We start from the raw sequence: 14,094 nt of genomic DNA, 5'->3' as shown, positions 1-14,094 counted from the left end.
GTAAACTATCCCTCGCACTAATTGGATAAATTTGGTGTTTGACCCACTATATCAATTCTATTTGCTATAATTAAAATCAATGGTAGCAATCTCAGAGAGGGGTCATTGAATTGAAACTTTATTTATCTGTTGATATGGAAGGTATTAGTGGTTTGGTAGATTCGACATTTGTAGATTCTTCTAGTAGAAATTATCGCCGTGGTCAGGAAATGATGACGCAGGAAGCAAATAACGTGATCGAGGCCGCGTTTAGCACGGATTGCTTTGAGGTGGTTGTTAACGATAGTCATTCAAAAATGAACAACCTTTTAATAGAAGAACTTCATTCCGAAGCGAAACTTATTGCAGGGGATGTGAAACCTTTTGCGATGGTTCAAGGGTTGGATGATAGTTTTGGTGGAGCAATGTTTATCGGTTATCATGCCAGGGCGGCTAAAGCTGGCGTGATGAGTTACACGATGACATTTGGTGTACATAATATGTGGGTAAATGATGTGGAAGTTGGAGAGTTAGGATTAAATGCTTACGTGGCAGGCAACTTTGGTGTACCGTTGCTTATGGTTGCAGGGGATGATGAAACTGCGAAGGAAGCGAAGCAGTTGATCCCGAACATTACAACCTATTGTAAAGGAACAACAGTCTAGATCAGCTGCAATATGCTTAACACCGGCGAAAACAAAAGAATTACTGCATGAAAAAACGAAAGAAGCCATTGAAAATGCGGCTCATGTAAAACCTCTTGTTCCTCCTGAAAATCCAATATTGAAGATTCAATTCACAAATTACGGCGAAGCGGAGTGGGCAAGTTTAATGCCTGGTACGGTTCTAGAAGAAGGGACGACGATTGTATCTTTTCAAGCAAAGGATATTTTAGAAGCTTACCGAGCGATGGTTGTTATGACTGAATTAGCGATGAAAACTGCGTTCGTATAGAGAGACGGCCAAAGGTTCAAAAATGATTACAGTCAATGAAATGTATCATATTTGACATGTACCACTGAATGACAAAAAGTGCTCCGAGGAAATCCAGACTGATTACTTCTTCAAACCTTCGATAAAAAGATAAAAAATCATAGTTTTGAGAATACACAATGTTATAGTTGTATGTATATGTGATTGAGTATCAAAAAGATTACTCTTATGCAAACGGGCTATATTGTGTAATGGAATAACTTGAAATTGGGGGGAGGTTTAACTAAATGAATAATCTTAGCGAAGAAGCACCAATTTTGGGATGGTCACTAACAATATTAATACTAGGTATCCTTTTTTAAAACACTGATATTTCTTATACTGTTACCATCAAATCTTTTACCTTTAACCTCCCATTATCAGATATTTTAGGAATCGGTTTTTTAATCTTTTTTGGTGGATCCATGTTGCAAAGTATAAAAGATTTTTTCCTGAAAAGGAAAACAAGAAAAGTATGGATAAAATTAGTGTAGGATTAATTATAGGTCTAATAATATTAATCCTTTATAGTTTGTTTAAAGATATCAAAACCGTAAATCTTTTTCTGATTGCTCTATCATCTATCCCCTTGTTTGCTATACTTTCCAGTTCAATTGAGATTATTGGTCGCGCTATAAATGCAAAAGGTGAGGAAGAAGGGAAACAATATAAAGAGACTTTAATCAAAGTTGGCGGTTTACTGGTAGCTATTATATCCCTATTGGTAACGATACTTTAAATAGTATCCAAAACCTACAATTATCAGGCACGATTGTTTGCTGATAAATTGGTCTAATTCTTCAAAAAAAGGCAGTGAATTTACTACCTTTATATCTATTAAACCCTTAACATTGTATATCCGCATTTTCTTGAAGTGTCCCCTAACTAAAACCTTCCTCTATTCGTATTTATACACCCACTTAATTAAATTAATTAAAAAAGTCCATTACATTCTTCTTGCTATTCATGTATACTTACATTAACGAAAAAGAAAGCGTTATATTTAGTTTGTTAAATTAATTAATAAAGTTGGGGACCATAAGCTCACACTGTATTTAATCAAACACTTTTTAGGAGTTTTTTAGGTGGTAAGAATTTATAAAATTGGCAGCTACCTTCACACCGCATGTACCTAGGGCGGTGGAAGATGACGCTGTATTTAATAAAAGACGGCTATGCCGTTTTTCTTAGGAGGTTATAAAATGAGAGAAGAATTAATGTCTTCATTTAAAGAAGTATTTAAAAGATCTGAGGAACCACGGGTGTATCTGTCTCCAGGACGCGTAAATTTAATAGGGGAGCATACGGATTACAATGGTGGGTATGTGTTCCCTTGTGCACTAAGTGTTGGGACCTATATCGTCATTGCACCGAGAGAGGATCGTACTATTCGTTTTTACTCCAAAAATTTCGAGGACTTAGGAGTGATTGAAACGAACCTGGATGACTTGAGCTTTCAAGAGGAACATGATTGGGCGAACTACCCGAAAGGAGTCCTTTCTTTGTTTAAAGAGAAGGGATTAACAGGAACTCACGGATTTGATGCCTTGTTTTTCGGTAACATTCCAAATGGGGCCGGACTATCTTCTTCGGCTTCGATTGAACTGGCGATGGCTGTGGCGTGGGATGAGATGAATCATTTCCAGATGGAACGAATTCCAATGGTTCAACTGTGCCAGCAAGCAGAGAATGAGTATATCGGCGTGAATTGTGGGGTAATGGACCAATTTGCGATTGGGATGGGTAAGAAGGATCAAGCGATATTATTAGACTGTGATACCCTCGAGTACAGCTATGCACCGGTGAAGTTAGAAGGTGTAAAGCTCGTGCTTGCGAATACGAATAAACGACGAGGTTTAGCAGACTCCAAATATAACGAACGCCGAAGTGAATGTGAAGAAGCACTGGCTGACCTGCAAAAAGAAGTTTCCATCCATCACCTATGTGAGCTCACAACTGAACAATTTGAAAACCATAAGTCTGTGATTCAAAACGGTACAGCACTGCGTCGTGCGAAACATGCCATTGCAGAAAATGGACGAACGAAGTTGGCGCATAAAAGACTGGAAGAAGGAAATCTCATTGCGGTGGGTGAATTGATGAATGAGTCACACCGGTCATTACGTGATGACTATGAAGTCACAGGAGAACATTTGGATGCTCTTGTGGAAGCGGCTTGGAAAGAGCCATCTGTTTTAGGGGCAAGAATGACAGGCGCTGGCTTCGGTGGATGTACAGTAAATTTGATTAAGGAAGATAACATAGAGGAAGTGCTCGCTCGTATTGCGGGAGACTACAAGCAACGAACAGGCATTGAAACAGAGTTTTATGTAGTAGACGTTGGAGATGGAACGAGAGAATTAACTAAAGGAGAGTGATCGCAAAATGGCAGTATTAGTATGTGGTGGCGCAGGATACATCGGAAGTCATGGCGTGGCAGAATTATTAAACCGTGGAGAAGAAGTTATTGTCGTCGATAATTTACAGATGGGACACAGGGAAGCGGTCTTAAACGGAGCAACCTTCTATGAAGGTGACTTGCGAGATGGGCTGACGTTAGACAGAGTTTTCAAAAACCATCATGTCGATTCTGTCATTCACTTTGCCGCGGATTCGCTCGTTGGAGTAAGTGTGGAGCAGCCCCTTGATTATTATGATAATAACGTGTACGGCGCGATCTGCCTATTGAAGAAGATGAAAGAATATGACATAAAACATATCGTGTTTTCTTCTACAGCAGCGACTTACGGAGAACCAACGACGATTCCAATCGAGGAAACAGAACCAACGATTCCGACAAATCCATATGGGGAGACAAAGCTTGCGATTGAGAAAATGCTTAAGTGGAGTGCCAATGCTTATGGAATGACATATGTGGTTCTTCGTTACTTTAATGTAGCTGGCGCTCATCCAACAGAGAAAATTGGAGAAGACCATCAGCCTGAAAGTCATCTCATTCCGATTGTGTTACAGGTCGCTTTAGGACAGAGAGAAAAGATCATGATTTTTGGCGACGACTACGCTACTCCCGACGGAACATGTATTCGCGACTATATCCATGTAAAAGATTTGATTCAAGCCCATTTAGAAGCACTCACGTATTTACGTGATGGCGGAGAATCGGATGTTTTTAATCTTGGTAACGGAAATGGCTTTAGTGTAAAAGAAGTGATTGATACAGTCGAGAAAGTGACTAAAATCGAAATTCCGCGAGAGATTGCCCCAAGAAGAAGCGGGGACCCGGCAGCTCTTGTAGCTTCATCAAAAAAAGCGAAGAAAGTGCTTGGCTGGGAGCCTGAGTATGCGGATATGACTAAGATGATTGAAACTGCTTGGAATTGGCACCGTCAACATCCGAACGGATATGAATCGAAGTCTTAAGGAGGCAGCGACATGAGAATAGAAGAGCAATTAAACGAGCTTGTTCATTATGCTTTGAAAAAGCAACTGATTGATGCGGAGGATGTTATTTATTGTAAAAATCAGGTGATGGAGGTTCTCGGAGTAAAAGAAGCTTTATCAGATGTTCGTGCAGCTAGTTTTACGGATCGCGAGCTTCAAACAATTCTTGACGACATTCTTGACTGGGCAGTTAGTGAAGGGCAATTAAAGGATACTGTAACCGAACGGGATCTGTTAGACACGAAGCTAATGGCAGTTTTTATGGATAAACCGTCACAGGTAGTCAAAGAATTTAATCGTATCTCTAAGGTCGATTCTGTGGTAGCAGCAACAGCTTGGTTTTATGAGATAAACAAGGATATTCATTATATTCGCCGAGATCGGATTGCGAAGAATGTCAGCTGGGCAACCCCTACTGACTATGGTGATCTTGATATTACGATTAACTTGTCAAAGCCGGAGAAGGATCCAGCTGAAATAGCTGCAGCTAAAAAAGCAGCGAGTTCGAACTATCCATTATGCTTGTTGTGTAAAGAGAATGTTGGGTACGAAGGAAGATTGAATCATCCTGCTAGACAAAATTTGCGGACCATTCCTGTGGAAATGAATAAAGAAGAATGGCATCTTCAGTTTTCACCATATGTATATTACCATGAGCATGCGATTGTGTTATCGGCAAAACATGAACCGATGAAAATCACGGAAAAAACATTTGAAAGACTTCTCGATTTTTGTGGGGAATTCCAGCACTATTTTATCGGCTCAAACGCTGATCTTCCGATAGTAGGGGGATCAATTCTTAGTCATGATCACTATCAGGCTGGAAAGTATGAATTCCCGATGGCGAGAGCAGAGGACGAGGAAACGGAAAGCCTTGTTAACTTTGGAGATGTATCAGTGAGCAAAATTAAATGGCCAATGTCTGTATTACGGGTGAGAGGTTCTTCGAAACAGGAAGTTGTACGCGCTTCGGAAATGGTCCGGAAGAAGTGGCAGCATTACAGTGATGAGAGTGTTGGCGTACATGCTTTTTCTGACGAGACACCTCATAATACAATCACACCAATTGCTCGATATCGTAACAATAAATTCGAGATTGATTTAGTGCTGCGAAACAATCGAACGTCCGATGAACATCCTATGGGTATTTTTCATCCTCATGAAGAGGTTCACCATATTAAAAAAGAGAATATCGGTTTAATAGAAGTCATGGGACTAGCCGTGTTACCTGGTCGACTTAAAGAAGAAATAAGGCTACTGACTGAAGCAGTGTTAACGGATAATCCGGAAAAGGCGATAGCCGAAAATGAAGAGATTGCAAAACATCTGGATTGGGCAATGCAGCTTTTAAGCAAGTACGATCATTTAACATTAGAAAATACAGAAGCTATTCTGCAACAGGAAATAGGAAAAATATTTGCAACAATCCTTTCCCATGCTGGCGTATTCAAACGCGACCAGGAAGGACAAAACGCGTTCTTAACATTTATAGAATCATTGAAAGAGGCAAAGTAATGAGTTCACAGAAAACCGGTAGTTTTCAAGGGATGAAGTCATTAAATCGCTCGATCATCTTAAACTCGATTAGGGTTCATGGAATGATATCGCGTTCCGAGATTGCCAAAGAAACGAGGTTAACTCCACCGACCGTGACAAATATTGTTGCGGAACTAATTCTGGCTAATTTAGTGGTTGAACGTCGACCCGGGACTTCAAATGGTGGAAGAAAACCGATTCTTTTAGCTATAAATGCAGATAGTCGTTTTATTATTGGCGTTGATGTCGGTGTGAAAAAAGTGCGTCTTGCCTTAACAAACCTTAATGCCGAAGTATCGCTGCGTAGAACGGAAGAACTCCCATCCGGTTTGAATGAGGGAGAATTTCTACTATTTCTAAAAGAGATTGTTTCAAAGTTTAAACAAGAGATCGAAAAGGGTGTTCAAGAGAAAATTATTGGAATTGGTGTGGCGATGCACGGCATTGTCGACCATACAAGTGGAATTGCCATCCATGCACCTACATTAAAGCTGGAAAATGTTCCGGTAAAAGAGGCGTTGGAAGAGACATTTTCATTACCAGTGCGGGTTGAGAATGATGCAAAGGCTTTGGCTTTAGGAGAGAAATGGTTTGGTGTTGGGAAAGATATGGACCACTTTTTCTGTTTGAATGTAGGCGAAGGGATTGGTGGTGGACTTGTGCAAAGTGGGCAGCTCGTCCATGGAAATGACAGCCTGGCTGGTGAGATTGGTCACACCGTCGTTGACTTGAGGGGACCCGTTTGTTCTTGTGGAAATCGAGGTTGTCTAGAAGCATTCTCATCGGGAAATGCGCTTAAATTTAAGGGGAAGCAATTAATGAATGCCGGGAAGGCGCCAAAACTCACAGAAAAATTACGTGAAACGTTAAGTCCTATATCTGGGAAGATCATTTATGAGTGTGCAGTGGAGGGTGACACGGTTTCGCGTGAAATCCTTGAGGAAGCCGGAGAGTATTTAGGTATTGGAATACTTAATCTCATACATCTAATTAATCCGCAAATGATCATTCTTGGCGGCGGTGTTTCTCAAGCCAGTGATTTCTTACTGAAGCCTATAAATGAGGTAGTTTCAGCGAGAGCGTTGAGTGATCGTGCAAAAAAAACAGAAATTGTCGTTTCTAAATTAGGAGAAGAGGGTTCGTTGATCGGAGCGGTGACACTCGTTTTATCAGAGCTGTTCAGTCATGAGTATTAGACGTACTATTCTGCCAGATATCAAATCAATCTCTTCTTGAAATCCCTAATGTTTTATTCGTTAAATGTCTCCAACTGATGTAGAATAGGAGACAATGATAATTTACGAAGTTTGGGGGAGTGACAATTGACTAGTATTCAGCAATTGAAGAATAAAGTCTTAGAGAAAACTCATTTAGTTTTTATTATAAGTGATCCAGATCAGCAGGATAATCCAATTATTTATGCGAATCAAGGCTTTACTGCGTTAACTGGCTACTCTCAGGAAGAAGTGATTGGGAAAAATTGTCGCTTTCTGCAAGGGGATGGGACTAACCAACAAACTCTTAATGAACTAAAGGAAGCCATTAATCGTAAAGAGCCGATTTCTGTGGAGATTTTAAACTATAAAAAGAATGGAGAATCTTTTTGGAACTTGCTTCATATTGATCCCATTTATTTTGAAGATGAAGACAAGCACTTTTTTGTAGGCATTCAAAAAGACATTACTCCATTGAAAGAAACAGAAATGCAAATGGAGAAAATAAAAAAAGAAATTGAGTTATTATCTACTCCGATTGTCCCTATTCAGGATGATGTAGCGATCTTACCTTTAATTGGTAATATTGATGAAAAGCGAATCGATAATATTGTCGACCAGTTGCTACCACAATTGGCTAAAGGTGATATTGAGGTATTGATTGTTGATTTGTCTGGGCTCGCGACACTGAACGAGCATTCGATGATTGGTTTGTTTCAGCTAAGCGATCTTCTTCAGTTAAAAGGGGTAAAATTAATTATTAGTGGAATTACACCTAAAATAGCGATGATGGCTAAAAACTTGAATTACGATCTATCCAGTCTTGCTACCTGCGGGACGGTAAAGCAAGGTTTGGAAACCATTGAAAGATCTAAAAAGGCAAAGCTAGCAAAAAGTTAAATATAAGAAAAACGCAAAGCGTCTTTTGTTAAATGCAGTGTTATCTTTCGCCACCCCCGAGTAGCACCTACGTAGTGCGTGTAGGTGCTACTCGATAGGAGAGGGGTTTCCCTTGACACGCGTGGCGTAAAGATAGCTGCCAACTTATACATTCAAGGGACTGAAAAAGTCGATTTTCTTTTTCAGTCCCTTCTTAGTGAGAAGTTTGAGTCGGCATAGGTATATAGTATTTATAATAACAGTAGTAAGGTTATCAAAAGAATGGTAGTATAATGGTTTGTGCAGGTGTGGAAGGTGGATGAATAGATGAAAAATAGATTGATAATTAGTATATTCTATCTAGTAGGATTGATGTTTGTCTCATTTGGTGTGAGCATGATGATATTAGCCCGATTGGGTGCGGGTCCTTGGGATGCCTTGTTTGTTGCGCTCTCGGAAAATCTAGGATTAACAGTTGGAAGCTGGACATTCATTGTCGGGTTTTTCCTTATCCTTTTAAACGGTCTCCTAATGAAAAAAATGCCTGATTTCTCAGCTTTAATTACGATGTTCATTATAGGCTTGTTTATAGATTTTTGGCTTGTGTTCGTGTTTGCTGACTTGGTAATGATGCAGTTAACGCTAAGAGCAGGAATGCTCATTTCCGGAATCTTAAGTATCGCTGTTGGCGTATCTATGTATCTACAATCTAACTTTGCTAGAAATCCGATCGATAATTTAATGATGGCATTTCACTATTTAACTGGAAAAAGCTTATCGTTTTCCAAGACATTTTTAGAAGTACTTGTGTTGGTAATTGCTTTTATCATCGGGGGTCCGATAGGAGTAGGAACGATTTTGGTTGCTTTTGGCATAGGCCCTCTTATTCAGGTCTTTTTTAAACCAGTGACAAAATTGCGAAATTACTTTACTGGGGGTCTGTCCCCTCAGTTGTTTTCATAGTATGTTAAATCCGTCAGCTTCTGTTAGTACAGAGGCTGACGGATTTTGTTTATGGTTGTTGTTTCCCTTCGATAAGAGGGATCGAATCCGCGGTACTCTTTGTTTAATGGATAAATTGGAAAAAGCAGGTACCCAACTAAAGGGACCTGCTTTTAATTCGACATATATAAGAAACGTTTTTTCCTTATATACGATCTCGTTATGATTTATATTCGATCATATATTGCCGCGGTAAATCACTGCAATAGACTAAATAATTGCTTAAGTAATGAAAGCCCTACCTCTCTTTCATCTCTGCGGCTCCGAGACCGCGCCAGTTTAAATAAGGCATACTCGAAGTTTTAACAGGATTCCAGATCTTTTTTAATACGATCAAATCACAGCTTTTAGGGTGAAATATGCTGTGTACGTCTAACTGTTTAAAATTAATTTTAAATAATATGAACCATAACTACATCGTGTTTTTCAAGCACGAAGATAATCTTAACTGAAATAGATAGCTTTGTCAAGTGTCATTATGATAGTGGAGTTATCTAAGAAAGAATTAGAGTGTTTTTTAAATGATAGGGAGGCTCTTAATAGTTACAGGCAGATGCTTTTCTCAGGCACGATACTGAGGAAAGATAATGCAAAAAAAGACTGGCTTGAAGGATCAAGCCAGTCTTTTAAATGTCTGTTATTTATTTACCTAAGAATGCATTTAGCATCCACACGTGTTGTTCGATAGACGACTTCAAGGCGATAAACATATCAGCAGTAGCTTCATCGTCTACTTCTCCAGCGGCTTGAACGAGTGCGTAAGATTCTTCACTAATTAAAGCAAAATCCTTAGATAGCTCAGCTACCATCTCGTTGGCATCTTCATTCCCAGAGGCCTCTTTAATGGAAGAATCATCGAGGTACTCTTTAAGAGTAGCAACTGGCTTTCCTCCTATTGTAAGAATACGTTCAGCAATGTCATCAATATTTGTGGCTGCTTCATTGTAAAATCCTTCGAACTTTTCGTGTAGTGTGAAGAAACTAGGCCCTGAAACATACCAGTGGTAATGGTGAAGTTTCGTGTTCAATACGTTCCAGTTAGAAGTTGATGGTTCATTTTATTAATTAGTTGTTGGTTACTCATGTTTTAACACTCCTAGAATATATTAGTTTTAGCGGATTCATATTCATATTGTATAACTTTTTATAATAACAATCAAGTAATAATGATTATAAATAAGGAAGTGTTAATTTTAATTCCGATAAATTTACTTAGAAATAGTTACTTTTTTAAAGGAAAACTATTATACTAATAATTAGATACTGGAAGGGTGATTGGATGAAACTGTTTTCGGGAGGAGTTAGCTTTATCTTAGTTTTACTTGCTAGTTATTCCGGATTTTACTTCTTCGGGGGATCCAGTGAAATGGAAAAGAAAGTCGAAGAAGATGCTATTGCGTTGATATCAGAGCAACAAAACATAGATAAAAGTGATTTATCGTTAGAAGAAATGACTTATTCAGAGGATGCTTTGAGCTATGCTGTGTTACTTAATAATAAATCAAACTCTGAAGACTATGCTGTTGCTGCAATATTAAGTGAAGACGAGTCGGAAATAAGTATGTTAATAGACGTTACAGGTACGTATGATGACTACGGGCTAGCTTATTGTCATTGATTGATTAGAAAAGTATGATGATAATCATAAAAAAAGATCTACCTTTAGAATTCTAAAGGTAGATCTTTTTAATTAAAAGACGGCTATGCCGCTTTTCTTATTTAACCATTAACACTGGCATCTCTACATACTTCATCACTTTATGACTAACACTACCGATGATCATCGTTTGAACAGCACCTAGACCGCGACTGCCGATAACGAGGGCATCATAACTGCCTTCATTTGCATGTTCAATGATTGATTCAGCAGCACCTTTTTTACCGTGAAGAACAGTTGTTTTAGAAGTTACTCCAGCACTCTCAACAAGTTCTTCGATAGGAAGTAGCATTCTTTTTCTTTTCATAGAAGCAGTATCTGAATCTCCATATTGCAATACATCTGACTTGGATTTATTTCCTGCAACAACGTAAAGCAACTCAATATTAGAATTTCCTTCTAATTTAGCTAATTCAATCGCTTTTTCCACCGCTCTTTTAGAATGATCTGAACCATCAATGGCTACTAGTAAGTTTTTAAACATATTGAACCTCCATCTGTCATTAGTGACCAGAGGCTTTGCTTAAGCCGCCGATTTTATCCATGAGAACTGAACTTTCTTTGTTCATGCCTGTCAGTTCTACTTTAATGTTTCTTTGCTCGAATTTGTGCTCGATTTTATCAATGGCCCCCACCGCGGAATCATCCCACAAATGTGCATTGGCAATATCAAGAACAACTAGTTTTACATCTTCATTATAATCGATTTTAGCTAGAAAGTCAGTGACAGATGCAAAGAATAATTGTCCGTGAACTTCATACGTTCGCACACTATCTTTGCTCAAGCTCTTTTCAACCCGTACTTTAGAGACTTTCCATGCGAAGAAAATAGCACTCAAGACAACTCCGGCTAAAACCCCTTGGGATAAATCATGTGTATAAACCACAACGGCAACTGTGACGACCATTACAATGGCGTCTGTTCGAGGCAATTTATGAATATTCATAAGAGAAGACCAGTCAAACGTTCCGATCGCAACCATGATCATAACCCCAGCCAGTGCGGCCATTGGAATTTGTACAACGACATTCCCTAGTACAATAATTAAGAACATTAGAAATATACCAGCAGTAAGAGAGGATAAACGACCATTTCCGCCTGATTTTACATTGATTACAGACTGTCCGATCATGGCACAACCAGCCATTCCCCCAAAACAACCTGCAATCATATTGGCAATCCCTTGACCGCGGCTTTCTTTGTTTTTATTACTATCAGTATCTGTCATATCATCTACAATCGATGCGGTTAATAAAGACTCAAGTAAACCGACGATCGCTAAAGCAACAGAGTAAGGAAGAATAATCATCAACGTTTCAAATGTCAAAGGAATATTCGGTAAAGCAAATAGAGGAAGGGATTGTGTTAATGCTCCCATATCACCAACGGTACGTACACCGATATTCATAAATATTACTATTGCAGTTACAACAATAATTGCTACGAGTGTCGAAGGGACGGCCTTCGTAAAACGAGGGAGGATATAAATAATTGCTAAGGTTAAAGCAACTAAGCTATACATCACCCATGTTTCTCCAACAAAGTGTTGCAACTGAGAAGTGAAGATTAAAATTGCCAGGGCATTGACGAATCCAATCATCACCGATCTAGGTATAAATTTCATAAACCCGGATAGCTTAAACACCCCAAATAATAATTGAATAATACCTGTAAGAATTGTGGCAGCAAGCAAATATTCTAAACCGTGATCGGCAACAAGGGTAATCATTAATAACGCCATTGCGCCAGTTGCACCAGAAATCATTCCTGGACGACCACCGATGAAGGCAATAACAACTGCGATACAGAAAGCCGCATAAAGACCTACCATTGGATCAACGCCAGCAATAATAGAGAAAGCAATCGCTTCTGGAATCAGTGCTAATGCCACAACGATACCTGCCAGAACATCACCTCGGACATTTCCTAACCATTCATTTTTAATTTTTTCTGCGTAATTCAAAACTGCACCTCTTTCTATTTTATTTTATAATTTGAGCTTCTCCGTAAGAAACTCGACCGGCAAGAACAAAGGTATCTTAACAGAATTCCGTCGAATAATAAAATGTAATGTAAGCGTGAGTCATGTTATATTTCCTCTCGTTTACACGGTATATAGTGTACATACTCTCTTTTTTACAAATGTGTCAATTTTGTTAATTACTAAGTATTCATAGATAATGGAATGAGTTTTTTTGTTATACAGCACTAACTGGTATAGACAACTAAATATATGGTTTGTTATACTGTGGATTAGAAAAGTCTTATAGCCTTTAGGAGGTAAAGATGCGTACAATTTATTTTCAAGGAGCAACTCTTTACAGTGAAATGGGTAAAATAGAAAATCCGTTGGTTTGCTTAACCAATGGGAAATTGGAAAACATAGCTGAAAAATCTGCTGATAATAACAAACATATAGATGAAGTAATTACGTTTCATGAACCTGTAAAAATCATACCTGGTTTTATAGACGTGCATATTCATGGTGCGGCAGGTGCAGATGTGATGGACGGTACTTTGAAAGCATTAGAAACAATGAAGCAGGCTTTGCCAGAAGAAGGGACAACATCTTTTTTGGCAACTACGATGACACAATCTGTGGACGATAAAATAAAGGCCTTAAAAAATGTTCGAAGCATGATGAGTTCAAAAGATTCCAGTGGGGCTGAAATATTAGGTGTCCACTTAGAAGGTCCTTTTATTTCTGATCAACGCGCTGGAGCCCAGCCTTTGAAGTTTATTCAGAAGCCTTCTCGTGAACTATTTAATCTTTTCCAAGAGGCATCAGGAAATGCAATAAAATTAATAACCATGGCTCCTGAAGAAGATGATGAGGGGTTGGTCGAAGAATTACTTATAGAAGGCGTTCTTCCTTCTATTGGCCATTCCGATGCCACATATAAACAAATGAAAACTGCTATAGAAGATGGGTTCACGCATGTTACCCATCTTTTCAATGGAATGAGGGGAGTACATCACAGAGATATTGGTGTTGCGGGTGCATCTCTCTTACATGACGAGCTTATAGTAGAGATGATTGTAGATGGTATTCATATTTCACCCCCAATGGTTAAATTGGCTTATAAAAATAAAGGCGCAGATAAAATTGTATTAATCACAGATGCGATGAGAGCAAAGGGAATGCAACCTGGCAGCTATTCTCTCGGGGGGCAAAAGGTTCAGGTGGATGCAACGCAAGCGAAGTTGGCAGATGGCACTCTTGCGGGAAGTATTATAAAAATGAACGAGGCTGTAAGAAATATGCAGACATACACGGGGTGTTCATTTGAGGAAGCTGTTAATATGGCTACCATTAATCCTGCTAAACAGTTAAAAATTGATGGACAAAAGGGTAGCTTACGACCGGGGAAAGATGCTGATTTTTGTGTCGTAAATGATAATCTTGATATCCTGCAAACGTATGTAAAAGGAACGAAAGTTTTTGGATGAGT

At 38.9% G+C, this 14,094-nt stretch carries 12 protein-coding genes and 1 pseudogene; 10 read left to right on the top strand and 3 right to left on the bottom strand.

Annotated elements, in window-relative coordinates; translation table 11 throughout:
• The first annotated feature begins 110 nt into the window (after positions 1-110).
• From ACHABW_RS07625 to ACHABW_RS07590, 8 genes and pseudogenes are all read left to right on the top strand, one after another.
• Positions 111-933 (top strand): annotated as a pseudogene (locus ACHABW_RS07625) (M55 family metallopeptidase).
• 493 nt (positions 934-1,426) lie between these two features.
• Positions 1,427-1,690: a hypothetical protein gene (locus tag ACHABW_RS07620; protein ID WP_435754767.1), complete on the top strand. Its 264-nt coding sequence runs from the start codon at positions 1,427-1,429 to the stop codon at positions 1,688-1,690.
• Positions 1,691-2,153: 463 nt separating this feature from the next.
• A complete protein-coding gene (locus ACHABW_RS07615) occupies positions 2,154-3,329 on the top strand; it encodes a galactokinase (RefSeq protein ID WP_435754766.1) in 1,176 nt (391 codons plus the stop codon).
• Between the two features lie 7 nt (positions 3,330-3,336).
• Positions 3,337-4,332, top strand: a complete 996-nt coding sequence (gene galE, locus ACHABW_RS07610; protein WP_435754765.1) for a UDP-glucose 4-epimerase GalE — start codon at positions 3,337-3,339, stop codon at positions 4,330-4,332.
• A 12-nt stretch (positions 4,333-4,344) separates the two neighbouring features.
• Entirely contained in the window at positions 4,345-5,868 is a 1,524-nt protein-coding gene (galT, locus tag ACHABW_RS07605; protein WP_435754764.1) for a UDP-glucose--hexose-1-phosphate uridylyltransferase, read from the top strand.
• Complete coding sequence (locus ACHABW_RS07600; protein WP_435754763.1) at positions 5,868-7,085, top strand: ROK family transcriptional regulator; 1,218 nt, start codon at positions 5,868-5,870, stop codon at positions 7,083-7,085. The genes galT and ACHABW_RS07600 overlap by 1 nt, the downstream gene beginning before the upstream one ends.
• A 126-nt stretch (positions 7,086-7,211) precedes the next feature.
• Positions 7,212-8,003 carry a PAS domain-containing protein gene (locus ACHABW_RS07595; protein WP_435754762.1) on the top strand — a complete coding sequence of 264 codons (792 nt, stop codon included), beginning with the start codon at positions 7,212-7,214 and terminating at the stop codon, positions 8,001-8,003.
• 306 nt (positions 8,004-8,309) lie between these two features.
• A complete protein-coding gene (locus tag ACHABW_RS07590) occupies positions 8,310-8,945 on the top strand; it encodes a YczE/YyaS/YitT family protein (RefSeq protein ID WP_435754761.1) in 636 nt (211 codons plus the stop codon).
• A gap of 680 nt (positions 8,946-9,625) precedes the next feature.
• Here the strand turns inward: ACHABW_RS07590 and ACHABW_RS07585 are convergent.
• A complete protein-coding gene (locus ACHABW_RS07585) occupies positions 9,626-10,012 on the bottom strand; it encodes a Dps family protein (RefSeq protein WP_435754760.1) in 387 nt (128 codons plus the stop codon).
• A 251-nt stretch (positions 10,013-10,263) separates the two neighbouring features.
• Here ACHABW_RS07585 and ACHABW_RS07580 point away from each other — a divergent pair, with 251 nt between their 5' ends.
• On the top strand, positions 10,264-10,602 hold the full coding sequence (locus tag ACHABW_RS07580) for a hypothetical protein (RefSeq protein ID WP_435754759.1): 339 nt from the start codon (positions 10,264-10,266) through the stop codon (positions 10,600-10,602).
• Between the two features lie 97 nt (positions 10,603-10,699).
• On the opposite strand, the gene ACHABW_RS07575 is transcribed toward ACHABW_RS07580, so the two are convergent.
• Both ACHABW_RS07575 and ACHABW_RS07570 read right to left on the bottom strand, forming a co-directional pair.
• Positions 10,700-11,125, bottom strand: a complete 426-nt coding sequence (locus tag ACHABW_RS07575) for a universal stress protein (protein WP_435754758.1) — start codon at positions 11,123-11,125, stop codon at positions 10,700-10,702.
• A 19-nt stretch (positions 11,126-11,144) separates the two neighbouring features.
• On the bottom strand, positions 11,145-12,605 hold the full coding sequence (locus ACHABW_RS07570; protein ID WP_110939317.1) for a SulP family inorganic anion transporter: 1,461 nt from the start codon (positions 12,603-12,605) through the stop codon (positions 11,145-11,147).
• A gap of 323 nt (positions 12,606-12,928) precedes the next feature.
• Between ACHABW_RS07570 and nagA the strand changes: the two genes are divergently transcribed.
• Positions 12,929-14,092, top strand: a complete 1,164-nt coding sequence (gene nagA, locus ACHABW_RS07565) for an N-acetylglucosamine-6-phosphate deacetylase (protein ID WP_435754757.1) — start codon at positions 12,929-12,931, stop codon at positions 14,090-14,092.
• Positions 14,093-14,094: the final 2 nt, after the last annotated feature.

It is taken from the genome of Salipaludibacillus sp. CF4.18, from assembly GCF_051262595.1.
Taxonomy (GTDB): Bacteria; Bacillota; Bacilli; order Bacillales; family Salisediminibacteriaceae; genus Salipaludibacillus; species Salipaludibacillus neizhouensis.
The sequence above is the reverse complement of the archived record's forward strand: the minus strand, read 5'-3'. Positions and strand labels throughout refer to the sequence as shown.

What these genes read in the sequence shown, in the direction of transcription:
- ACHABW_RS07590 (WP_435754761.1), top strand. Translation starts at nt 8,310, where the DNA reads ATGAAAAATAGATTGATAATTAGTATATTCTATCTAGTAGGATTGATG.
- galT (WP_435754764.1), top strand. Translation starts at nt 4,345, where the DNA reads ATGAGAATAGAAGAGCAATTAAACGAGCTTGTTCATTATGCTTTGAAA.
- ACHABW_RS07600 (WP_435754763.1), top strand. Translation starts at nt 5,868, where the DNA reads ATGAGTTCACAGAAAACCGGTAGTTTTCAAGGGATGAAGTCATTAAAT.
- ACHABW_RS07575 (WP_435754758.1), bottom strand. Translation starts at nt 11,125, where the DNA reads ATGTTTAAAAACTTACTAGTAGCCATTGATGGTTCAGATCATTCTAAA.
- galE (WP_435754765.1), top strand. Translation starts at nt 3,337, where the DNA reads ATGGCAGTATTAGTATGTGGTGGCGCAGGATACATCGGAAGTCATGGC.
- ACHABW_RS07615 (WP_435754766.1), top strand. Translation starts at nt 2,154, where the DNA reads ATGAGAGAAGAATTAATGTCTTCATTTAAAGAAGTATTTAAAAGATCT.
- ACHABW_RS07580 (WP_435754759.1), top strand. Translation starts at nt 10,264, where the DNA reads ATGAAACTGTTTTCGGGAGGAGTTAGCTTTATCTTAGTTTTACTTGCT.
- ACHABW_RS07620 (WP_435754767.1), top strand. Translation starts at nt 1,427, where the DNA reads ATGGATAAAATTAGTGTAGGATTAATTATAGGTCTAATAATATTAATC.
- nagA (WP_435754757.1), top strand. Translation starts at nt 12,929, where the DNA reads ATGCGTACAATTTATTTTCAAGGAGCAACTCTTTACAGTGAAATGGGT.